The following is a 22064-nucleotide window of genomic DNA, read 5'->3' on the forward strand; positions in this document are numbered from 1 at the left end:
ACAGGTACCGACCGCTACTGACTGCTGACCGCTCAAACGTGAACTGGTGAATCGGTGAGGTGAAGCGCTGATGAGCACCACCCGGCCTTACCCGCCGGGCGACCGCGGCCCGGAGCCCAGCGGTGCTTCCGGGGCGTCCGAGGGGGGAGCGCCGGGCGACGGCGCGTCCACGGGGGCAGCGGCCGTACCGCCGGAGGGTCCACAGACCCGCCGAATCCGTCTGGACGGGGAGAGCGGTGTCGTGCCGCTCGCCCGTGATTTCACCCGTCAGGCGCTGTATGCGTGGGGTTGGCTGCCCGCCTCCTCCGCCGACCAGCGGGCCGCCGCCGAGGACGTCCTGCTCGTCGTCTCGGAACTGGTCACCAACGCCTGTCTGCACGCCGAGGGTCCCGAGGAACTCTTCCTCGCCCGCGACAACAAGGTGATCCGCGTCGAGGTCTCCGACCGCGGCAGCGGCCAGCCGGCCCCCCGCACCCCGCACCGCGCGGGCCGCCCAGGCGGCCACGGCATGTTCATCGTGCAGCGGCTCTGCCTGGACTGGGGTGTCGTACGGACCCCGGGCGTGTCCGGCAAGAGGGTCTGGGCCGAGCTGGGCGCACCGGCTTGACGGAGGCGGACGCCCGGCGGATCAAGCCCTGCCTCGGCCGTGTCGGCAGGGGCGTTCGGCCCCGCACGGGCCCGGGTCCTCGAATGAACCAGGGGCGTCACGGGGGCCGTTGTCGTTCCTGGCAGAGCCGGGCCTGACCTCCTCCGACCACCGGACGGCAAGGTGCCGACGGCAAGGTGTCGTACGAGGGGTGCCCGGCACCGACCGGGGCTTCGAGGAGCCCGCGACAGAGGAGGCGACTTGGCCGAGGACGAGGGGTTCGAAAGGGCGCGGGAAGCACAGGAAGCAACGGCGAGGGCGGTGGCAAGGAGGGAGCAGAACGCCCTGCTCGCAGGGGAATTCGCGGGTGCCCTCGATTACAGCGTGGGCTCGGAATTGAGCGGGCTGGCCGAGGCCGAGAACGAGACAGGGCGTGAGTACACCCTCCTGAAAAACCAGACCGCGGCCCTTGGGAATGAGCTGAGGAACGTGTACGCGGCAGGTCCCCTCGGCGACCCGGCCGCGCAGGACGCGGTCGCGGAGGCATACCGCCAGTCCTTCGACGAGATGGAGGACTGGCGGTATGCCTACATCGAAGCCGTGAACCTGCACGACGACGTGCGGGTTCAGCGACTGGACGGCGAACAGACACGGCAGGAGATCCTCCAGTCGCAGGCTCGGCACCTCGAAGAAGCCGGTCGGCGTGCGGCGGCCGTCTGGCGGTTCCTGCCCCCCGGGACCGGTGGCCGACCCGCAAGGGCGGACGGGAACGCAGCGGCTCGCCGCCCCTGGGGCCGTGGCTATCGCAACGTCGCCCCCCGCAAGCTCGGCAAGGGCAGGTAAGAGCTCCTTCTCTCATCCGGGCCACGGGTTCTGGTCAGGACCACGGGTTCTCATCAGGACCAAGAGTCGCCATCACGACCTCGGCCCCTGCCGGCCGCGGCCTCCTGCCGCCCGACCCGCCCGAAGCGGCCCCGCCGCCCGACTGACTGTCACTCGCGGCACTCCCTCCACCCGAGCCCTCACCCGAGCCGCCACCCGCGCGCGCCGGATCGTCACAACTCCGGGGCGCACCGTCTCTTCCCTCCTCATCCCCCCGGGCGTACCTTGACGGCCAATCTGATGTGCCGTCAGGAATGGGGTGGACCGTGTCGTACCCGAAGCGAACCGCCACGCTCGCGTCCGCCGCGGCGTTGGCCGGCTCGGTGGTGCTGCTGGCCGCGCCCGCGGCGCGAGCGGATGTCGTCGACGTCAACTACCAGTGCAAGACGCCCATCGGCGACAAGAGCGCGGTGTCGCCCATCGACATCAAGGGCGTCAAGAGCGGCGGCGGCTACAAGATCACCATGTCGTGGCAGAAGGGCGTCTCCTCCAGCCCGGTCGAACTGGGCAAGGGCGCCATGAGTCCGAGCGCCACCATCAAGCTCGGCGGTGCCGACAGCGGCACGATGGCGGTGTCCGGCCCGGCCAACGCGGAGGCGATCCCGGCCAACACCCCGATCAAGATCAGCGATCTGAGCGGCACCTACACGCCGAAGAAGTCGGGCAAGGTCACCTTCACGGCGGGCATCCTCACCATCAAGGCGCTCGGTACGACGACGACCTGCACGCCGAGCAACACCCCGAAGCCCTCGCTGACCCTCGACGTCACGGCGGCCGGCGGGTCCTCGGGCGGTTCGTCCGGGGGCTCCTCCTCCGGTTCTTCGGGTTCGTCGGGGTCCTCCCAGGGCGGCGACGCCGCCGGGCAACTCCCGCAGACCGGCCCCGAGGACTCCGCGATCGCCCTCGGGACGCTCGGCGGCACGGTCCTGCTCGCCGGTCTCGGCGGCGTCCTGTGGGTGACGCGGCGGAACCAGACCGTACGCCGCTGAACCCCGGGCCCGACCCGCTGGAGCCGCCGATGCCGACCGCCGCCCGTGTCCCGCGCTCGTCCCTGCCCACGCGCGCCCGGAGCCTGTCCGTGCTCACCCGTGTGCGGAACTGGTCCGTGTCCGCTCGTGTCGGCTGTCCGTCCGTACTCGCCCGTGTGCGGAGCCGGTCCGTGTCGGCTCCTGCCCACTGCCGGTCCGTGCTCGTTCCTGCCCGCCGCCTGGCCATGCTCACCCGTGCGCTGTGGCTGGGCCTGCTCGTCCCGTTGTCCCTGTTCGCCGCCTCCCCGGGGGCAGCGGCGGCGTCCGGTACCCCGCCCCCGGCGGCCACGGGGTCCGGGGGCTGGGCCCTCGCGCCCGCGGGCGGCGGACGGCCGTCGTTCTACGCCGAGGGCACCCCGGGGACCGTCCAGCAGGACACCGTGTCCGTGGCCAACCGGAGCGCCGGACCGGTCACGCTGCGGCTGCACGGCACCGGCGTCCGGATCACCTTCGCCGAGACCGGCCTCCGGGTCCCGGCCCGCACCCGCGCCGACGTCCCCTTCACGGTGGCCGTGCCGGCCGGGGCCGCGCCCGGTGACAGCTCCGGCACGATCGTCGCCGAGGACGGCGACGGCCGGACCGAGAGCGTACCGATCCGGCTGCGCGTGGGCGGCCCCGCGCTGTCCGCCCTGACCGTGGAGAAGCCGGCCGTGCACGCGGGGCGCATCACGTACGAGCTGGTCAACCGCGGTACGACCGTCCTCGTACCGCGTCTTGCGGTGCGCGCGGACGGTGTCTTCGGCCGGGTCCTGGACCGCGCCCCGCGCACCCTGGCCGTCCACCTCGCACCGGGGCAGCGACTGCGGCTGAGCGAGCCGTGGTCCGACCCGCCCGCGCTGGACGCGGTCGACGTGCGGCTGACCGTGACGGCGGCGGGCGGGGCGCACGCCACCGCGGACACGTCGGCGCGGTTCGTGCCCTGGGGCGCGCTGGGCGGCGGGGTCGCCCTGGTGGCCGGCGCGGCGGTCGCGCTCGCGGTACGCCGTCGCCGCCGTCGTCGTCGCAGGCGTGACGCACAGGCCGAAGTCCCTGGTACGGAGGTCGAGTTGACGGGAGTCATGACGTGAGCGGCAGGCTGCGGATTCCGGTGCTGGCGGCGGTGTTCGCGCTGCTCCTGCTGCCGCTCGCGGGCCCGGCGTCGGCGGCGCCGCGACCCGCCGTCGAACTGTCCGAGTCCCAGGCGGGCACCGGAGGCTCGATCACCGTCAGCGGCAGCGGCTGGCGGCCGGACACCCTGCTGATGCTGCTGATCTGCGGGCGGGCCACGCCCGCGCGGGGCGTGATCGGCGGCACCAACTCCTGCGCCAACGGCGACGGCCGGGCGGTCACCACGGACGCCAAGGGCGGCTTCAGCAAGGAACTGCCGGTCGCCGAGCCGCCGGTGCCCTGCCCGTGCGTGGTGCACGTGGCCACCGTGACCGGCGCGAAGGCCGACGCGGACGCGGAGTTCCAGGTCGCCGGGCACGCCGTCGAGCCGCTGCCCGCCGAATCCGCCGCGGGGCGTCTCGCCGTCCTCACCGACACCCGGCTCGACGGGTCGAGCGGGGTGCTCACCTGGTTCGGCGCGCCGCCCTCCCGCACGCTGGTCTTCACCGTGGGCAACCTCGGCACGACGACCGTCGAGAACCCGGTGTTCCAGGTCGGCACCGCGCACGGCGTCTTCGCCCCGCAGTGGGACGAGCAGCAGTGGCGCGGCACCCTCGGACCCGGCAAGAAGGCGCAGGTCAAGCTGCCCGTCGAACTCACGGCCGGGGCACACGGCGACTACAGCGTCTCCCTGAGGTACGGCGGCAAGGTGCTCGCCGAGCAGCCCTGGGGGGTGGGCAGGCCCTGGGGCGTGACGCTGTTCTGGATCCTGCTCTGCCTGGTCGTACCGGCCGGCGTGTTCCGTATCGGACTGGCCGTGGTGGACCGGGTACGACCGCGCGGGCCGGGCGGCGTACGCCGGCGCGGGCTGTCCCGGCCCGCGTTCCGCCTGCCGCGGCCCGTGCTGCGCCCGGCCGGGCCGCGCGCGCGTACCGAAGGCACCGCACCGACCCCGACTCCGACCCTGCCGTGGTTCAGCTCGGACTCCGGTCCGGACCCGGCCGGCCGGCTCTCCGCACCGCACGACGACAGCCCGACGAGTCCTACGACTCCCACTCCGAAGGGACCCACGTGAGCATGCGAAGGAGAGTCACACCGGTCACACCGGTCGGCGGACGCAGAGCGGGCGCGGCGGTGGCCGCGCTGGTCCTCGGCGGGGCGGGAGTCCTGCTGGGGGCGGCCTCGACGCCCGCGCAGGCCGCCCAGGTGTCGTTCGCCACCCACTGCGTACCGCCCGCGGGCATCGACCCGGTGGACGGCACGACCCAGGTCGAGATCACCGCGCCGGCCACCGCGAAGGTCGGCGACACGATCGACGTCGGCTGGAAGTTCGTGCAGGCCGCCTCGAAGAACCCCGACATCATCGACCTGCCCGCCAACTCGGTGCAGCCGTCCGGCACCCTCAAGGCGGCCGGTGCGCAGAGCGCGGACATCGCGATGCAGGGGCCGCGCGAGAACCCGGCGATCCCCAAGGGCGGCGCCATGGTGCTGTCCGACATGAAGGGCTCGCTGAAGCTGACGGCGCCCGGCGAGGTGACGCTGACGCCCGACGCGTACACGGTCAACGCGATGACGACGGACACCAAGTGCACCCCGTCCCAGACCGTGCAGAAGGCGGCGACCATCCAGGTCACGGCGGGGGGCGGCGGTACGCCGACGACGTCACCCACGCCGTCCGACCCGGACTCGCCGCCGCCCACCGGCACGGCCACTCCGACCACCTCGGCGAGCGACGGCACCGGTGGCGGCCAGACCGACTTCACCGGCAAGGAAATCCAGGTGCCCTACGCCTGCAAGACGCCGATCGGGGACAAGAACGCGACCTCGCCGGTGCAGATCGACGCCAAGAAGAACGGCGGGAGCTACGACCTGACCGTGCAGTTCAAGAAGTCGGTCATGGACAGCCCCGCCGACATCCCGAAGGGCTCGGTCAAGCCGTCGATGGAGGTGGTCCTGGGCGGTTCCGACAAGGGCACCGTGCACGTGGAGGGGCCGATGAACTCCGCCGCGATCAAGTCGGGCGACCCGATCGAGATCCCCGACCTGAAGGGCACCTACAAGCCGGGCGCGAGCGGCACCTCCACGCTGTCGCCGGGCGTCCTGACGGTCGAGGCCCTGGGGACGACGACGACCTGCACCCCCACCAGGACGGCGGTTTCGCTCACCCTCGACACCACCGCGCAGCCGGGCGGCGCCGCGGGCGGCTCGTCGTCCTCGGGGTCCGGGGGCGGCTCGGCGGCCGGCGGCAGCGGCACCAGCGGGGGCCTCGCGGCGACGGGCTCCGAGGACCACGGCGCGATCAAGGCGCTGGGCCTGGTGGCGGGCACGGCGATCCTGCTGGGCGCGGCGGTCTTCACCTTCATGCCGCGCCGCAGGACCCGGTGAGCGCCGGGAACGCCGTCTGAAAGGCGAGCCTGCCTGACGGCGGGCCACCGGACGGAGGGCCGCTCGAACGCCCGGAGGGCCGCCGCACCACAGCGTGCGACGGCCCTCCGGTGCGAGGACGCGGGTGCGCGGGCGTGAGGGTGCGCGGGCGCGAGGCCGATGTGCCCCGTGCCCGCCGCCCGTCAGCTGTTCACGCCGCCCGCCCGCGAGCGCCCGCCGCCTGCCAGCGCCCGTCACCCGTCACCCGTCAGTGCAAGTCGCCCATCAGCCGTCGTACCTTGCCGCGGTACATCCACACCGCCGTACCGGCGGCCACCGCGAGGACCGCCTCCGCGACCACGATGTCCATCCGGTCCAGGTCGACGCCCGCCACGCCCAGCAGCCCGGTCGTGGCATCGCCGGCGGTGACGGCCAGGAACCAGACACCCATCATCTGGGAGGCGTACTTCGCGGGCGCCATCTTCGTGGTGACCGACAGGCCGACCGGGGAGAGCAGCAGCTCACCGATGGTCTGCACGAAGTAGATCGCCACCAGCCACAGTGCGGCGGCCTTGTGGCCGCTCCCGGCGATGGCCAGCGGGGCCAGGAAGACGAAGAAGGACGCACCGACCAGGATCAGGCCCAGGCCGAACTTGGCCGCCGTGCTCGGCTCCCTGCCGCGCCGGGCCAGCACGGTCCACATGACCGCGAAGACCGGCGCCAGCGCCATGATCATGACCGGGTTGACCGACTGGTACCAGGAGACGGGGAAGCTCCAGCCGAAGACGCTGTTCTCGGCCTTGTGGTAGGCGAAGATCGACAGTGTCGAACCGCCCTGGTCGTAGATCATCCAGAACAGGGCCGCGGCGACGAAGAACCAGAGGTAGGCGGACATCCGGGACTGCTCGGCGCGGTCCAGGTCCCGGTCCCGTTTGATCCGGGCGAGCACCACCACCGGGATGACCAGGCCGGCGGCGATGATCGGGACCATCACCCAGTTCAGGGTGAAGGCGCCGGAGAGTCCGGCGACGCCGTAGAAGACCACCGCGACGGCCGCCCACAGGCCCGCCCTGCGCAGCGTGGCGGCCTTCTCCCGGGCCGACAGCGGCGTCGGCACCACGTTCGAGCGCGGGCTCAGCCGGTGGCCGCCGAGCAGGAACTGGGCCAGGCCCAGCGCCATGCCGACCGCGGCGAGCGCGAAGCCCAGGTGCCAGTTCACCTTCTGCCCGATGGTGCCGATGACCAGCGGAGCGGCGAAGGCGCCCAGGTTGATGCCGATGTAGAAGATCGTGAAGCCGCCGTCCCGGCGCGGGTCGTCCGGGCGGTCGTAGAGGTGGCCGACCATCGTCGAGATGTTGGCCTTCAGCAGACCGGAGCCGATCGCGACCAGCCCGAGCCCCGTGTAGAAGGTGCCGGCGCTCGGCAGCGCCAGGGTGAGATGGCCGAGCATGATGACCGCACCGGCCACGGCGACCGTTCTGCGCGGGCCGAGGACGCGGTCCGCGACCCAGCCGCCGGGCAGGGCGAGCAGATACACCAGGGACAGGTACACCGAGTAGACCGCGGTCGCGGTGGCCGCGTCGAGGTGCAGCCCCGCCGGGGCCACCAGGTAGAGCGGGAGCAGGGCCCGCATGCCGTAGTAGGAGAAGCGCTCCCACGTCTCGGTCATGAAGAGGGTGGCCAGTCCGCGGGGGTGGCCGAAGAAGGTCTTCCCGGTGCCGGGCGTGTCCGGCTGCACCGGGTCCTTCGTCAGGCTGGACGCCATGGTCGTTCCTCGCTGGTCGGGACGCGCCGTACGGTGTCGCGCGCCCGGTGGGGGGTGCGGCCGGCCCCGGCGGCGGGGCCGCGCGCCCCCATGCCCACGGGGTACCCGCCCCGGACCGCGGGGCAGCGACCGCGACCACCGGGATCCACGTCCCGCAACAAAAGAGACCCCCAGCGTCGAATACGCGCCAAAGGTCGCCGTCACCGACAGGTATTCTCCGGTCACCATACGACAGGATAGTGTCGGATATGGGATGATTTACGAATTGGATCAGAGGTGTCGGCGGAATCCGGCGCCCCGTTTCGAAGGCCCCGCCCCCGACGGGGCCTTGCGCCCCCGGGTTCGTACCGCTGTGACCCAAGGTAAGAATCCCGGGAGGCGATCACACCCCGGCACGACGGCCGGGCGGACTACCATCACCCCATGACCCGTGTACTGCTCGCCGAGGACGACGCGTCCATCTCGGAGCCGCTGGCCCGCGCCCTGCGCCGGGAAGGTTACGAGGTCGAGGTGCGCGAGGACGGACCCACCGCGCTCGACGCCGGAATGCAGGGCGGCGTCGACCTGGTGGTGCTGGACCTGGGCCTGCCCGGCATGGACGGCCTGGAGGTCGCCCGCCGGCTGCGCGCCGAAGGCCACACCGTTCCCATCCTCATCCTGACCGCGCGCGCCGACGAGGTGGACACCGTCGTCGGCCTGGACGCGGGCGCCGACGACTACGTCACCAAGCCCTTCCGGCTCGCCGAACTCCTCGCCCGCGTCCGTGCCCTGCTGCGCCGCGGCGCCGCCGAGCCGCAGCAGCCCCCGGCCACCCACGGTGTGCGGATCGACGTCGAGTCGCACCGCGCCTGGATGGGCGACGAGGAACTCCAGCTCACCGCCAAGGAGTTCGACCTGCTGCGGGTCCTGGTCCGGGACGCCGGCCGGGTCGTCACCCGCGACCAGTTGATGCGCGAGGTCTGGGACACGACCTGGTGGTCGTCGACCAAGACGCTCGACATGCACATCTCCTGGCTGCGCAAGAAGCTCGGTGACGACGCGGCGAACCCCCGGTACATCGCGACCGTCCGCGGAGTCGGTTTCCGCTTCGAGAAGAGTTGAGCCCCGTCGGGGGTTCTCCGGGTAAGAGGACATGCGCCGCCGACTGATCCAGTCCACGCTCGCCGTGGTGCTCGTCGTGATCGCCGTGTTCGGCCTGTCCCTCGTCATCGTCGAGACCCGGACGATCAGCAACAGCGCGCAGGAGCGGGTGGACTCCGAGGCGCTGCGGCTGGCCAGCATCGTGGACAGCCGCATCCTCGGCGCGGAGGACGTCACCGCCGACATACTGCGCAACCAGGTCGGCAAGGACCAGTACGCGATCATCCGCATGCCCAACCGGCCGCCGATCACGGTGGGCACCAAGCCGCCGCAGGGCGATGTGATCCAGTCCAGCGCCGACGGCGAGGAGGGCGAGCGGGTCACCGTCCAGGAGCCGCGTTCGGCGGTGACCCGGGAAGTCGGCCGGACGCTGCTGATCATCGGCGCGGTGGCGCTGCTCGCGGTGGTCGCCGCGGTCCTGCTCGCGGTGCGCCAGGCGAACCGCCTCGCCTCCCCGCTGACCGACCTCGCGGAGACCGCGGAACGGCTCGGCTCCGGTGACCCGCGCCCCCGGCACAAGCGGTACGGGGTGCCCGAGCTGGACCGGGTCGCCGATGTGCTGGACTCCTCGGCCGAGCGCATCGCCCGGATGCTCACCGCCGAACGGCGGCTCGCCGCCGACGCCTCCCACCAGTTGCGCACGCCCCTGACCGCGCTGTCGATGCGCCTGGAGGAGATCACCCTCACCGATGACCCGGACACGGTGAAGGAAGAGGCGAACGTGGCGCTGACGCAGGTCGAGCGGCTGACGGACGTGGTGGAGCGGCTGCTGACGAACGCCCGCGACCCGCGCACCGGCTCCGCGGTCAGCTTCGACCTCGACGAGGTCATCCAGCAGCAGCTCGCCGAATGGCGTCCCGCCTACCGCAACGTGGGCCGGGCGATCGTCAGCTCCGGCAAACGCCATCTGCGGGCCGTGGGCACACCGGGCGCGGTGGCCCAGGTGCTGGCGGCGCTGATCGAGAACTCGCTGATGCACGGCGGCGGCACGGTCGCGCTGCGTACCCGCGTCACCGGCAACCAGGCCGTGGTCGAGGTCACCGACGAGGGGCCCGGGGTCCCGGCCGACCTCGGCGCGCGGATCTTCGAGCGGGCGATCAGCGGGCGGAACTCGACGGGGATCGGCCTGGCCGTGGCCCGCGATCTCGCGGAGGCGGACGGTGGGCGGCTGGAACTGCTCCAGTCCCAGCCGCCGGTGTTCGGCCTGTTCCTGTCCCGTACGCCGCTGCTGAAGAAGCCGGACGGGGGGGACCAGCCGACCGTCCGCTGACGGTTCGCTCCGCTGGGGTGGGCTTGGGGGGTTGGACCGTTGGTCCGGGGTGCGCGGGTGGTTTGTGCTTGCCGTGCGCGGTTCCTCGCGCCCCTTGACGGGGTGGGCCCGTGCCCAGGAGATCCGTTGGTTCGGGTGCCGTGCGCGGTTCCTCGCGCCCCTTCAGCGGGCGTGGTTTCCCGGGCCCATCGGTGGGCGTGGGTTCCTCGTGCCCCTTGGTGGGCCGGGGGTCAGGGGATTCGTTGGCGCGGGGAGTCGGTCGCCGGCTCCGTCGCGAGGTAGGACTCCGTGTCGGCGACCGTCTCCCGGGCGGGCAGCGCCCGGAACACCCAGCTGCGGTACGACCAGAAGCGGAACAGGGTCGCGACGGCGATGCCGAGGAACTTGAAGACGTTGCTCTGCAAGGGGCTGTCCCAGCCGAACCCGTACGTCGCCGCGTACAGGACGCCGTTCTCGATCACCAGGCCCACCACGCTGAACAGCAGGAACAGGGTGAGTTCCCGGGTACGGCCGCTCTTGTCGCGGTCCCGGTACGCGAAGTAGCGGAAGCCGATGTAGTTGAAGACGATCGCGACGACGGTGGCGACGATGCTGGCCCGGACGACCGGAAGGTCGGTGACGTGCCGTACCAGATTGAACACGCCGAGATTGACGAGAAGTCCGGCACCGCCCACGGCGCCGAACTTGGCGACCTCGTGCACAAGCCTTCGCAGCCCCGAGGAACCGGGTTCCATGGTCGTGCAGGCTCCTGTCCGTAGGTTTCCGTCAACCCAGCCATGCTAACCAGCGCCTCCCCTCCCCGCCTCCGTATCGGCCCATAGGTCGGCAAGAGACGGGGAAAAAGCGGGTGAGACGCGGGCGAAGAGGAGCGGAATCCGGCCGCCGTGGCGTGGCCGATACCCTGGGGGCGTGACGTTTCCGGTAGTCGGCATGGTCGGCGGGGGCCAGCTCGCTCGTATGACACACGAGGCAGGCATCCCGCTCGGCATCAGGTTCAAGCTTCTCAGTGACACTCCCCAGGACTCCGCGGCGCAGGTCGTGAGCGATGTCGTCATCGGCGACTACCGCGACCTGGACACGCTGCGTGCGTTCGCGCGGGGCTGTGACGTGATCACCTTCGATCACGAGCACGTGCCCACCGAGCATCTGCGGGCCCTGGAGGCGGAGGGCATTCCGGTCCGCCCCGGCCCGGACGCGCTGGTGCACGCCCAGGACAAGGGGGTGATGCGGGCCAGGCTCGACGCCATCGGCATCCCCTGCCCGCGGCACCGGATCGTGGCCGACCAGGAGGACGTGGTCCGCTTCGCCGCTGAGGGGAACGGCTTCCCGGTCGTCCTGAAGACCGTGCGCGGCGGCTACGACGGCAAGGGCGTGTGGGTCGTGGAGACCGCCGAGGAGGCCACCGACCCGTTCCGGGCCGGCGTGCCGGTCCTCGCGGAGGAGAAGGTCGACTACGTCCGTGAGCTGGCCGCCAACGTCGTGCGCTCCCCGCACGGCCAGGCCGTCGCCTACCCGGTGGTCGAGTCCCGGCAGGTCGACGGCGTCTGCGACACGGTGATCGCCCCGGCCCCCGGCCTGGACGAGGTGCTCGCGGTGCGGGCCGAGGAACTGGCGCTGCGCATCGCCAAGGAACTCGGTGTCGTGGGCCACCTCGCCGTCGAACTGTTCCAGACCCGCGACGGCCGCATCCTCGTCAACGAGCTGGCGATGCGCCCGCACAACTCCGGCCACTGGAGCCAGGACGGCGCGATCACCTCGCAGTTCGCCAACCACGTCCGCGCGGTCCTCGACCTCCCGCTCGGCGACCCCCGCCCGCGCGCGAAGTGGACCGTCATGGTCAACGTGCTCGGCGGCGACTACCCCGACATGTACTCCGCGTACCTGCACTGCATGGCCCGCGACCCGCAGCTCAAGATCCACATGTACGGCAAGGACGTGAAGCCCGGCCGCAAGGTGGGCCACGTCAACACCTACGGCGACGACCTGGACGACGTGCTGGAGCGCGCCCGTCACGCAGCCGGATACCTGAGGGGCACGATCACCGAATGAGTCCTCTTGTCGGCATCGTCATGGGGTCGGACTCCGACTGGCCCGTCATGGAGGCCGCGGCCAAGGCCCTCGACGAGTTCGAGATCGACCACGAGGTCGACGTCGTCTCCGCGCACCGGATGCCCCGCGAGATGATCGCGTACGGCGAGCAGGCGGCGGAGCGCGGGCTGAAGGTGATCATCGCGGGTGCGGGCGGCGCCGCCCATCTGCCCGGCATGCTCGCCTCCGTGACCCCGCTGCCGGTCATCGGCGTCCCGGTCCCGCTCAAGTACCTCGACGGCATGGACAGCCTGCTGTCGATCGTGCAGATGCCGGCCGGTGTCCCGGTGGCGACCGTCTCCGTCGGCGGCGCACGCAACGCCGGTCTCCTCGCGGCCCGCATCCTCGCCGCGCACGACGAGGAGCTGCTCGCCCGCATGCGGGACTTCCAGCGGGAGCTGAACGACCAGGCCACCGAGAAGGGCAAACGGCTGCGCGCCAAGGTGGACGGGTCGGGCGGCTTCGGCTTCGGCAAGTGAGGGAAGCAAGCGAGGGAGGGGACGTGACAGGTATGACCTCACTGGACGAAGCCAGGGCGCTGCTGCGGGACTTCCCGGTCGTCGACGGGCACAACGACCTGCCCTGGGCCCTGCGCGAGCAGGTCCGTTACGACCTCGGCGCCCGCGACATCGCCGGCCACCAGAACGCCCACCTGCACACCGACCTGCCGCGGCTGCGCGCGGGCGGGGTCGGCGCGCAGTACTGGTCGGTGTATGTCCGCTCGGACCTGCCCGACGCGGTCCCGGCCACCCTGGAACAGATCGACTGCGTACGGCAGTTGCTGGCCCGCTACCCGCAGGACCTGGCGCCCGCGCTGACCGCGGCCGACATGACGGCGGCGCGTGCCGAGGGCCGTATCGCCTCGCTCATGGGCGCGGAGGGCGGCCACTCCATCGCGTGCTCGCTGGGCACCCTGCGCGGTCTGTACGGCCTGGGCGTGCGCTACATGACGCTCACCCACAACGACAACGTGCCCTGGGCGGACTCGGCGACGGACGAGCCGAACGTGGGCGGCCTGTCCGCCTTCGGCCGCGAGGTTGTGCGGGAGATGAACCGCCTGGGCATGCTCGTCGACCTCTCCCATGTGGCGGCGACGACGATGCGGGACGCGCTGGCGGCGACGTCCGCGCCGGTGATCTTCTCGCATTCCTCGTCCCGCGCGGTCTGCGACCACCCGCGCAACATCCCGGACGACGTCCTCGGACTGCTGCCCGCGAACGGCGGCGTGGCGATGGTGACGTTCGTACCGAAGTTCGTCCTCCAGGCCGCGGTGGACTGGACGGCCGCGGCCGACGCGAACATGCGCGTCCACGGTTTCCACCACCTCGACACGACGGAGCAGGCGATGAAGGTCCACCGGGCCTTCGAGGAGGCGCATCCGCGTCCCGTCGCCACGGTGGCCACCGTCGCCGACCACCTGGACCACATGCGTGAGGTCGCGGGGATCGACCACCTCGGCATCGGCGGCGACTACGACGGCACGGCCTTCACCCCGGACGGCCTCGGTGACGTCTCCGGCTACCCGAACCTGATCGCCGAGCTGCTGGACCGCGGCTGGTCCAAGGCCGACCTGGCCAAGCTGACCTGGCAGAACGCGGTACGGGTGCTGGGCGCGGCGGAGGACGTGGCCCGCGAGCTTCAGGCGACGCGCGCGCCGTCCAACGCCACGATCGAGTCGCTGGACGGCTGACCGCGCGGCCTGACCGTGGCCTTCCCATAACCCGTTCCCACCTTGGTGAACCGTCGGCAGGCGGGGAGCGGTTTCCACGGGAGAAGTCTGCCGGTTCCTGAAGGAGGCCTCAGGTGTGGTCGATCCGGCACAGGCAGAAGGGGTGGCCGGCCGGGTCGGCGTACACCAGGAAGTCCTTCGTCTCCCGGTCCGCCAGGTTTAGCGGCCGGGCGCCCAGCTCCAGCACCTTCGCGTGGGCCGCGTCGACCTCCGCCCAGGTCCGTCCGGCGTCGAGATCGAGGTGGACCTGCTGCGCGTTGCCGCCCTCGCGCGGCCAGGCCGGCGGCTGGTATTCCGGCTCGCGGTTGAAGGCGATCCGTGGGGCGCCGGGTGCCTCCAGGACCACCCAGTCCTCGTCCTCGACGCGCGGGACGCCGCCCACGATCGCCGCGTAGAACTCGGCGAGCCGCACCGGGTCGGCGCAGTCGAGCACGACGGAGCGGAACCGTGCGAAGGGTTCTCGTGGCTTCAGGGGTGTTACGTCTGTCATGGGGGTGCCCTCCTCCGGGACGGGACCAGGTCGGCCCCATGCTGGCCCCGCAGGGGGCATTCCAGGACCCCGCCGCGCCGGACGTTCAGGCACGGCGCGGCGGGGTCCTGGTGCCGGGTGGTCGGACGGTCCCGCTGGGCGGTCAGACGGTGCCGAAGTCTCCGGCCTTGACGCCTGCCACGAAGGTGGTGAAGGCATGGGTGGGGAGGTCGAGGACCGGGCCGTCCGCGTTCTTGGAGTCGCGGACGGGGACCTGGTCGTGGGAGGTGGCGAGGTTTACGGCGACCTCTATGCAGTTGCCGCCGTTGGAGCTGTAGGAGGACTTGAACCAGCGAGGGGATTGGGTCGTCACGGGGTGCCCTTTCGCAACTGGTTGATCACCGCCACGGATTCGGTCTGTGACAGCGCTTCGGCCTGCAACTGATGGTAGGCCGACAACGCGGACAGGACGAACGTAGGTTCGCGTTCCAGGTGTCCCCGGGCCTGGGACTCCGCGTACGCCATCATGGACCGGTCCGGCAGCGTCAGCAGGTTGAGCGGCAGGTTGAACGGTCGTCGCTCGCCCATGTCGTACGGAGCAACCTGGAGCATGGAGTTCGGCAACGCGGCGAACTCGGCGAGGCGTTGGAACTGCTCGTTCATGACTGCGGCGCCGCCGACCGGGCGGCGGATGCAGCTTTCGTCCATCACCACGAGCATGGTGGGCGGCCGGGTCCGTACCAGTGTCGCCTGTCGCTCCGCCAGCACCGAGACGCGTTCTGCGGCCTGGTCAGGCGTGATGGTGCCCCGTCCAGCATCGCCGTCTGCCAGGGCGCGTGCGTACGCCGGTGTCTGAAGCAAGCCGGGAATGATCCCGATCTCGAACAGCCGGATCTCCACGGCCCGTGCCTCGTGCTTGACGTACTCCGGGAACCCCTCCAGCAACGCGCTGTGCTTCATCTCGCGGTACCAGCGTTCGAAAGCGTCTGCTCTGCCCGCGAGGCCGAAGGCTTGGTCCGTACTGCGCGAGAAGCGGAGAGTCGGAGGCTTCCGACCGGTTTCAATAGCCGAGACGTGCACGCTGGAATAGTTCGTACGGGTGCCCAGTTCCTCCTGGGTCCACCCACGTTTCTCGCGCAAGCTGCGTAAACGCGCCCCGTAGGCCGCCTGAGGTGAGGCATCCGGGTTCAACTCCTTGCGATTCAAGGGCGGTGCACCAACCTTTCGTTCTGTTCCAGCAGCTTGAAGGGCACCAAGGCGTGGGTAACGCTTGAACCTCCCCGTAGTGATAACGCTACAGAGAGGAACAGCCGTGTGCGGTGAGATCAATCCCGCGGGGCGGCAAAACCCCCGCTCTCCCGTCCCTTGGCACTCTTCTGGTGGACTCGGACGAACAAGTCCCCGAATTTCATGGCGAGTTTGACGGACTCAGATATATCTGCGCAGTAACGGGCGGGCGGGAATGGGTCGTTGACCCGGCCGACGTACAACCCGCCGCCCCCGCACAGCCGCTGCGTGCACAGACCGCCGTGCGAACGCGCGCAGTCGGGGGTGAGGTGCTGTGACCGCGCCCGCTCAGCGCCGTAGGCCCGGCTGACACGTACGGCGAGCCCCCGGGCCGGCCGGCGCTCCGGTTCGACGAGTGGTCATCCGGCCCTGCGCCCTGGCCGAGGCGACGGTCCGGCTCCCGGCCGTGTGAACCGTCGGCGGCCGGGAGCCGTTACCACGGAAGAAGTCTGCCGGTTCCTGAAGGAGGTCTTCCGTGGTAGCAATCTCCGATGAGGCTCTCATAAATCTACTTGAAAGGACACCAAAAGGGGAATTGCCCAGAAAGGGTGATCCAAAGGTCAAGGTGACTGTGGGGGGTGCAACCGAAGAGTTTTACTGGCATTCTTGGATTTATACCCAGACGAGTATGGGAAGGGGTCGGGGATATTCGGAAAGTCTGGCCCGAGCGCTCAAAAAGCACGACTATGTGCCCGAAGAACATTTGGGTTGTCAGCGTCTGCGGAACGTTTCGAGTGTAGATGAGGGCCAAGGTCAAACCGGTAACTCTCGCGGGCAGGAAGAAAGTCTCGGTCAGTCGGAACCGGCTGCACGCGTGAACCCCGAGTTCGGCTATCACGTGGGAACCGGCGCACAGGGCCACATCACGACTCCCTACACAGCGTACGGCGAGAGCAGCGTTTCCCCGGTGGAGTCTGTCTTCACGGCCTACGAGCAGAGCAATATTTCCACGGGAATGTTCCCCTCTGCGGCCTACAATCCAAGTGGTCATTCCCCGGATTCTGATTTCATGGACTGGTTTCGGGAAGTCTCCAATCCGATGGAACTCTTCTACCCCCCGGATTTCGGGAACCAGGAAGCCCAGAATGTGCCCGCCAGTCCGGTCTACGGTTACGGGTACCAGGAAGTCCAGAATGTGCCCGCCCACCCGGTCTACGGTTACGGGAACCAGGTGGGCGGACTGGGCCCTTACGTCAGCCCCAGCCAAGCCCCGACCGCTATGGACTACGGCCGCCCCGCAGAGGGATACGACCGAAACAGTCTGCCTGACAATCGCTTCGCCGAGCACGTCCGGGGAACTCAGCCTCCGCTCGGCCGGACCGGCCAGGCCGCTGCGGCGGGCCGAGGCATGACGGCCGATGACCGGAGGGCGCTGGCGCGGGAGGTGCTGCCGCAACTGCAGGCGGACCTGCGGGAGATGAGGAACGGGAAGGGGAAGACGCCGAGGCGTTGATGGACCGCGCCTGCGTCGCGGAACGGCTGAACGAGCGGGGCATTCCCTGCCGATCCTGGACCCAAGGGACGGATCAGCCGCGGCAGGTCTCACCACAGGGAACTGGAACGGAAGCGGGAACGGGCAGCAGGGGAGGCCGCCGAGCCGTTGATCGATGAGGGTGTGAGTGCGACGCGCGGCGGCCCTCGCCGCACTGGGCGTGGACCACCCGTACACGTACGACGGGTGCCCCGTTCCCCCTGTCCGCGTTCACGGTGGCGGAGAGGTGACGGTATGACCCACGGAGCGTCCGCGGACGACAGACCTCCGGCCCCCGCCTCCACCCCCGCCACACACGGCCAGCAGGAATGCACCCCGACTGCCTGACCGCGACCTTCTCCCGGCAACCCGCTCTCATCCTGGTGAACCATCGGCAGGCGGGAGCCGTTACCGAGGGAAAAGTCTGCCAGTTCCTGAAGGAGATCCTCCGTGGGAAGAGTTCCCGACGAAGCTTATGCTGCGATACTGAAGGGCAGGGAGAAAGGGCAATTGCCCAGACTGGGAATTCGGGTCCCGGTGGAGGTGAATGATAAAAAAGCGGAGGGAGGTAAAAAGCCCATAGATGTGGAGTTCGGTTATTGGTTTGAGACCCAGCAAGAGCAAGGGAGGCGTATTAAATACCCGGCGTACCTGGTCGAAGGTTTTAAGAAGCACGGCTTCGAACCCGAAATGTATGGCGAGGGTTATCGCATCGTACCCATCAAGCCAGGAGAACAAAGGGACCGCGATCAATCCGGCAACTTCCGCGGGCGAGAGAGGGAAAGTTCTCGCGCTCCGGGGGCACCGGGCGGCTTCCCTGGCTGGTCGGGATCGGCCGATGCGAGCGTGACCCCCGGCAATCAGGCGGGAACCGGCGCACAGAGCCAGGCCATGTACCCCTCCGCGATCCCCTCCCTGGCGTCCTCTACGGCCCACGGCCAAGGAAATGAGTACCAGGATCCTGATTTCGTGGAATGGATCTATGGGATGGATGATCCGACGAAACTCTTGCACCCCCCGAATTTCGGGATCCAGGGGGCCATGGGTGTGTCTGATTCGGCCTATGGTTTCGAGAGCCAGGAATTTCAGGGTGTGTCCTTCGGCCATGCCTCCGGTTTCGGGAACCAGGCGGGATTCAGCACACTCGCCTTTCCGGCCCAGCCTTACGGCTACTTCGACCAAGCCCTGATCAGCATGGACTACGGTCAATACGCTGGGGGTGACGGCCAGAACACGTCGCTTTACAATTCTGTCGCTGGTTCCGTCTGGGGAACTCAGCCTGATCTCGGACAGGCCGGTCAGGTCGGGTCGGTCGGTCAATCCGGGAATTACGGAGCGGGCAGCAATGCGGCGAACCAGCCCATGACGGCGCAGGAGCGGGCGGAGAAGGAGCAGGAGCTGGCGCGACTGCAGGCGGAGCTTCGGCAGCTGAAGGGGACTCAGGGGAGGGGGGAAGTGACGCTGGTGCTCGATGCAGGTGTGCGGGGCGCGCGCGAAGATGCGCCGGTATCGGGCCAAGGGAGCGTGAGCCGTGGGCGGTTCGCCGCTCGTGCCGCGGAACGACGGGGCAGAATGCGGATGGGCGCCGGTTCGGCCGACTGAGCCTCGGCCGAACCGGCGTCACGTTCCCCTGCTTGCCTGGTGATTATTTCCTTCTCCCGGCAACCCGCTCTCATTCTGGTGAACCATCGGAAAGCGGGAGCCGTTACCAGGGACAGGTCTGCCGGTTCCTGTAGGAGGTGCTCTGTGCCACGGGGAATTCCCGACGACGCTTATTTTGGGATGCTCATGAGCAGGGAGAAAGGGAATTTGCCCCCATCGGGTAAACTCGTCCCATTGGAGATACGTAGAGCGAGGGGAGGTAAAGAAGTCAGAGCTGTGGATTTCGGTCGCTGGTTTGATGAACAGAAGACATGGGGGAGGTTTCCTAAATACTCGGAGGACCTGGTTGAAGGTTTTAAGAAGCATGGCTACACACCCGAAAAATTGGGTGAAGGGTATCGCATCGTACCCATCGAGTCAGGAGAGCAAAGGGGCCCGGATCAACTCGGTAATTTCCACGGGCGAGGGGAAAGCTCTCGGGCTTCGGGGGCTCGGGTGGAACCGGAGAGCATCCCTGACTCGTCCGGCTTGGCCGGTGCAGATCTGAACCCCGCGTCCGGCTATTGGGCGGAAATCAGCACACAGGACCACGTAATGACCCCCGCCTCCGGGATGGCCGACGACCAGGTTAGTTATCTCCAGGGGCTTGATTTCGCAGCCTTGAATCAGGATTTCGGCGATCCAATGGATTTTTTCGGCCCGGGCGTAGCGCAGGAAAATTTGGGGCATGAAGGTTTGGCTGTGCTCCCCGGCACGCCCAATAGTTTCGTGCAGGAAGTTCCGGTTGTTTCCGTCAATTCGACCCGTAGTATCGAGGATTACGTTGCCTTCCCGGATGGGGTCGATGCAGGCATGAACACCGGGCCCGGCCGTCAGGCGGGAATCGGCGTTTCAGGCCACGCCATTCCGGAGGAATCTCAGATCGCGATCGGTGTCGAGAATTTCATGATGGAAAACCCCGATTGGCGGAAAATCCTCTACGGCCCTACCGCACAGGGCTACTCACCTCAGCAAGGTTTCAACGGAATGGACTACGGCCCGTCCCCTGTGGACCACGGCCAAAGCGATTCGTCCCGCAACTTCGGTCAACCGCCAACCAGTATGGAGTATGGCCAACCCGCTGACGTATACGGCCCAAGCAGTCTGTCTCACGACCTCATTGGCGATGCCGCCTCTGAAAATCCATCTCCGCTCAGTTCGGCCAGCCGGCCCGGCACTCCGGCGCCGGGTCGGCGCACGCCCGACGAGGTGAGGGTGGAGCGATTGGAGCAGGGCATAGCGGCTCTGTACCAGCGGCGGATGGCGCAGCTGGAGCAGCGGGTGGCCGGGCTGCAGGAGCAGCAGGGGGTGCCACAGCAGCAGTGGCAGGGGTCTCAGGGGGCAGGGTCGGGTGCGTCTGATGTGACGGCGGAGGAGCGGCGGATGGCCGTGCTGGAGCGGCAGGTGCACGGGCTGTGGGAGCGGCGGCAGACGCAACCGCAGCCCCGGCCGGGATACCAGCCGGGGCCGACGCAACCGCGGGGGAGCAAGCGGACGCGTTGACGGACCGCAGAGGTCGGAGCACGCCCGGATGCGGCCCCCACGGCGTACGTGTACGGCGGTTGGGCCGGGCAGGCCGCCCACGGCGGTCGCGCTACGCGGTCGGGCGCCCCATCGCGCGGTACGTCCAGCCGGCCCGGCGCCACACCTGGGGGTCCAGGGCGTTGCGGCCGTCGAGGAGCAGCCGCGTGGACGCGACCTCACCCAGCGCGGCCGGGTCCAGCTCGCGGAACTCCCGCCACTCGGTGAGGTGCAGGACGACGTCCGCGCCCCGGACCGCCTCCAGCGCCGAGTCCGCGTAGCCGAGTGTCGGGAAGAGGCGGCGGGCGTTGCCCATGCCCTTCGGGTCGTACACCGTCACCTGGCCGCCCTGGAGGTGGATCTGGCCCGCCACATTGAGTGCGGGGGAGTCCCGGACGTCGTCCGAGTCGGGCTTGAAAGCGGCGCCGAGCACCGCGATCCGCCTGCCCAGGAACGAGCCGTCCAGCGCCTCCCGGGCCATCTCGACCATCTGGCCGCGGCGGCGCATGTTGATGGAGTCGATCTCGCGCAGGAAGGTCAGCGCCTGGTCCGCGCCCAGCTCGCCCGCCCGCGCCATGAACGCCCGGATGTCCTTGGGCAGGCAGCCGCCGCCGAAACCGATCCCGGCGCGCAGGTACTTCTTGCCGATCCGGTCGTCGTGGCCGATGGCCTCGGCCAGCCTGGCCACGTCGCCGCCCGCGGCCTCGCACACCTCCGCCATCGCGTTGATGAACGAGATCTTGGTGGCCAGGAAGGAGTTGGCCGCGGTCTTCACCAGCTCGGCGGTCGGGAAGTCGGTCACCACGAACGGGCTGCCCTCGCCGACCGGCGTCGCGTACACCTCCCGCAGCACCTTCTCCGCCCGCTCGCTGCGCACGCCCACCACGATCCGGTCCGGGTGCAGGGTGTCCTCGACGGCGAAGCCCTCCCGCAGGAACTCCGGGTTCCAGGCCAGTTCGGCATCGGCCCCGGCGGGCGCGTGCTCGGCCAGATAGGCGGCCAGACGCTCCGCGGAGCCGACGGGCACGGTGGACTTGCCGACGACGAGGACGGGGCGGGTGAGATGGGGCGCCAGGGAGGCGACCGCCGCGTCGACGTACGACATGTCCGCCGCGTACTCGCCGTACTTCTGCGGGGTGTTCACGCAGACGAAGTGCACATCGCCGAACTCCGCGACCTCGGCCCAGTCCATGGTGAAGCGCAGCCGCCCGGTGGCGCCCTCGATGCCGGCCACGTGCCGGCGCAGCAACTCCCGGAGTCCGGGCTCGTACATCGGGACCTCGCCGCGCCGCAGCAGATCGATCTTCTCCGGCACGATGTCGAGCGCCAGCACCTCGAAGCCCAGCTCGGCCATGGCCGCGGCGTGCGTGGCGCCGAGATAGCCGGTGCCGATCACGGTGATCTTCAGGCTCATGGGGGACTCCAGAAGGGTACGGATGCGATGCGAGGGCCGAGCATAGCCGGGGGCCGTTCGCGCGCTCACGCGGGCAACTTTCCCGCTGTCGTCAAGCTCACGTGGGCGTGCCGTGGGCGTGCCGTGGGCGAGCCCCTAAAATCTGTGTTACTTAACGGTAATTAGCGTCATCGCCCGCGTCGTACCCCCTGCGTCCTTGGAGCGTGAGAGCCCGTGGCCGGATCCGCTGACTTCGACCTGTACCGCCCGTCCGAGGAGCATGGGATGCTCCGTGATTCCGTGCGTTCGCTGGTGGAGGCGAAGATCGCGCCGTTCGCGGCGGT

Annotated in this window: 19 protein-coding genes and 1 pseudogene; 14 read left to right on the plus strand and 6 right to left on the minus strand. The window is 69.6% G+C overall.

Annotated elements, in window-relative coordinates; all coding sequences use genetic code 11:
• Positions 1-70: 70 nt before the first annotated feature.
• The 6 genes from ACFY2B_RS23420 to ACFY2B_RS23445 all read left to right on the plus strand — a co-directional run bounded on the left by ACFY2B_RS23420 (position 71) and on the right by ACFY2B_RS23445 (position 5967).
• Complete coding sequence (locus ACFY2B_RS23420) at positions 71-607, plus strand: ATP-binding protein (protein WP_390765025.1); 537 nt, start codon at positions 71-73, stop codon at positions 605-607.
• 240 nt (positions 608-847) lie between these two features.
• Complete coding sequence (locus tag ACFY2B_RS23425) at positions 848-1429, plus strand: hypothetical protein (RefSeq protein ID WP_390765026.1); 582 nt, start codon at positions 848-850, stop codon at positions 1427-1429.
• 305 nt (positions 1430-1734) lie between these two features.
• Positions 1735-2457: an LPXTG cell wall anchor domain-containing protein gene (locus ACFY2B_RS23430; RefSeq protein ID WP_390765027.1), complete on the plus strand. Its 723-nt coding sequence runs from the start codon at positions 1735-1737 to the stop codon at positions 2455-2457.
• 197 nt (positions 2458-2654) lie between these two features.
• Positions 2655-3563, plus strand: coding sequence for a hypothetical protein (locus ACFY2B_RS23435; protein WP_390765028.1), 909 nt, complete (start codon positions 2655-2657; stop codon positions 3561-3563).
• On the plus strand, positions 3560-4657 hold the full coding sequence (locus ACFY2B_RS23440) for a hypothetical protein (RefSeq protein ID WP_390765029.1): 1098 nt from the start codon (positions 3560-3562) through the stop codon (positions 4655-4657). The genes ACFY2B_RS23435 and ACFY2B_RS23440 overlap by 4 nt, the downstream gene beginning before the upstream one ends.
• Positions 4658-4659: 2 nt before the next feature.
• The gene (locus ACFY2B_RS23445; RefSeq protein ID WP_390765030.1) at positions 4660-5967 is read left to right on the plus strand and encodes a hypothetical protein; all 1308 of its coding nucleotides are present in this window, start codon (positions 4660-4662) and stop codon (positions 5965-5967) included.
• Between the two features lie 247 nt (positions 5968-6214).
• On the opposite strand, the gene ACFY2B_RS23450 is transcribed toward ACFY2B_RS23445, so the two are convergent.
• Positions 6215-7711, minus strand: coding sequence for an oligopeptide:H+ symporter (locus ACFY2B_RS23450; RefSeq protein WP_390765031.1), 1497 nt, complete (start codon positions 7709-7711; stop codon positions 6215-6217).
• Positions 7712-8134: 423 nt separating this feature from the next.
• On the opposite strand from ACFY2B_RS23450, the gene ACFY2B_RS23455 reads away from it, so the two are divergent.
• Together ACFY2B_RS23455 and ACFY2B_RS23460 are read left to right on the plus strand one after the other, a co-directional pair.
• The gene (locus ACFY2B_RS23455) at positions 8135-8812 is read left to right on the plus strand and encodes a response regulator transcription factor (protein WP_018566970.1); all 678 of its coding nucleotides are present in this window, start codon (positions 8135-8137) and stop codon (positions 8810-8812) included.
• Positions 8813-8843: 31 nt separating this feature from the next.
• Entirely contained in the window at positions 8844-10121 is a 1278-nt protein-coding gene (locus tag ACFY2B_RS23460; RefSeq protein WP_390765032.1) for an ATP-binding protein, read from the plus strand.
• Positions 10122-10351: 230 nt separating this feature from the next.
• On the opposite strand, the gene ACFY2B_RS23465 is transcribed toward ACFY2B_RS23460, so the two are convergent.
• Entirely contained in the window at positions 10352-10855 is a 504-nt protein-coding gene (locus ACFY2B_RS23465; protein ID WP_376537378.1) for a GtrA family protein, read from the minus strand.
• Between the two features lie 175 nt (positions 10856-11030).
• On the opposite strand from ACFY2B_RS23465, the gene ACFY2B_RS23470 reads away from it, so the two are divergent.
• The 3 genes from ACFY2B_RS23470 to ACFY2B_RS23480 are packed head-to-tail and all read left to right on the plus strand — an operon-like array spanning position 11031 to position 13899.
• Positions 11031-12170, plus strand: a complete 1140-nt coding sequence (locus ACFY2B_RS23470; RefSeq protein ID WP_390765033.1) for a 5-(carboxyamino)imidazole ribonucleotide synthase — start codon at positions 11031-11033, stop codon at positions 12168-12170.
• 20 nt (positions 12171-12190) lie between these two features.
• Positions 12191-12688, plus strand: coding sequence for a 5-(carboxyamino)imidazole ribonucleotide mutase (gene purE, locus ACFY2B_RS23475; protein WP_376537400.1), 498 nt, complete (start codon positions 12191-12193; stop codon positions 12686-12688).
• A gap of 32 nt (positions 12689-12720) precedes the next feature.
• Entirely contained in the window at positions 12721-13899 is a 1179-nt protein-coding gene (locus ACFY2B_RS23480; protein ID WP_390765052.1) for a dipeptidase, read from the plus strand.
• A gap of 109 nt (positions 13900-14008) precedes the next feature.
• Here the strand turns inward: ACFY2B_RS23480 and ACFY2B_RS23485 are convergent, their stop codons facing one another.
• The 3 genes from ACFY2B_RS23485 to ACFY2B_RS23495 all read right to left on the minus strand — a co-directional run bounded on the left by ACFY2B_RS23485 (position 14009) and on the right by ACFY2B_RS23495 (position 15613).
• Positions 14009-14428 carry a VOC family protein gene (locus tag ACFY2B_RS23485; RefSeq protein ID WP_390765034.1) on the minus strand — a complete coding sequence of 140 codons (420 nt, stop codon included), beginning with the start codon at positions 14426-14428 and terminating at the stop codon, positions 14009-14011.
• Between the two features lie 142 nt (positions 14429-14570).
• Positions 14571-14780: a DUF397 domain-containing protein gene (locus ACFY2B_RS23490; RefSeq protein ID WP_390765035.1), complete on the minus strand. Its 210-nt coding sequence runs from the start codon at positions 14778-14780 to the stop codon at positions 14571-14573.
• Positions 14777-15613 (minus strand): Scr1 family TA system antitoxin-like transcriptional regulator, encoded by an 837-nt coding sequence (locus ACFY2B_RS23495; protein ID WP_390765036.1) that lies wholly within the window; start codon positions 15611-15613, stop codon positions 14777-14779. Before ACFY2B_RS23495 ends, ACFY2B_RS23490 begins: the two co-directional genes overlap by 4 nt.
• Before the next feature lie 895 nt (positions 15614-16508).
• Here ACFY2B_RS23495 and ACFY2B_RS23500 point away from each other — a divergent pair.
• The 3 genes and pseudogenes from ACFY2B_RS23500 (at position 16509) to ACFY2B_RS23510 (ending at position 20309) form a co-directional block, all read left to right on the plus strand.
• Positions 16509-17147: a hypothetical protein gene (locus ACFY2B_RS23500; RefSeq protein WP_390765037.1), complete on the plus strand. Its 639-nt coding sequence runs from the start codon at positions 16509-16511 to the stop codon at positions 17145-17147.
• Between the two features lie 1477 nt (positions 17148-18624).
• Positions 18625-18693, plus strand: a pseudogene (locus ACFY2B_RS23505) (CGNR zinc finger domain-containing protein); the annotation flags it as partial.
• A 350-nt stretch (positions 18694-19043) separates the two neighbouring features.
• Positions 19044-20309, plus strand: coding sequence for a hypothetical protein (locus tag ACFY2B_RS23510; protein WP_390765038.1), 1266 nt, complete (start codon positions 19044-19046; stop codon positions 20307-20309).
• A gap of 91 nt (positions 20310-20400) precedes the next feature.
• Here the strand turns inward: ACFY2B_RS23510 and ACFY2B_RS23515 are convergent, their stop codons facing one another.
• Positions 20401-21741, minus strand: coding sequence for a UDP-glucose dehydrogenase family protein (locus ACFY2B_RS23515; RefSeq protein ID WP_390765039.1), 1341 nt, complete (start codon positions 21739-21741; stop codon positions 20401-20403).
• Positions 21742-22064: the final 323 nt, after the last annotated feature.

It is taken from the genome of Streptomyces sp. NPDC001270 (assembly GCF_042896695.1).
Taxonomy (GTDB): Bacteria; Actinomycetota; Actinomycetes; order Streptomycetales; family Streptomycetaceae; genus Streptomyces.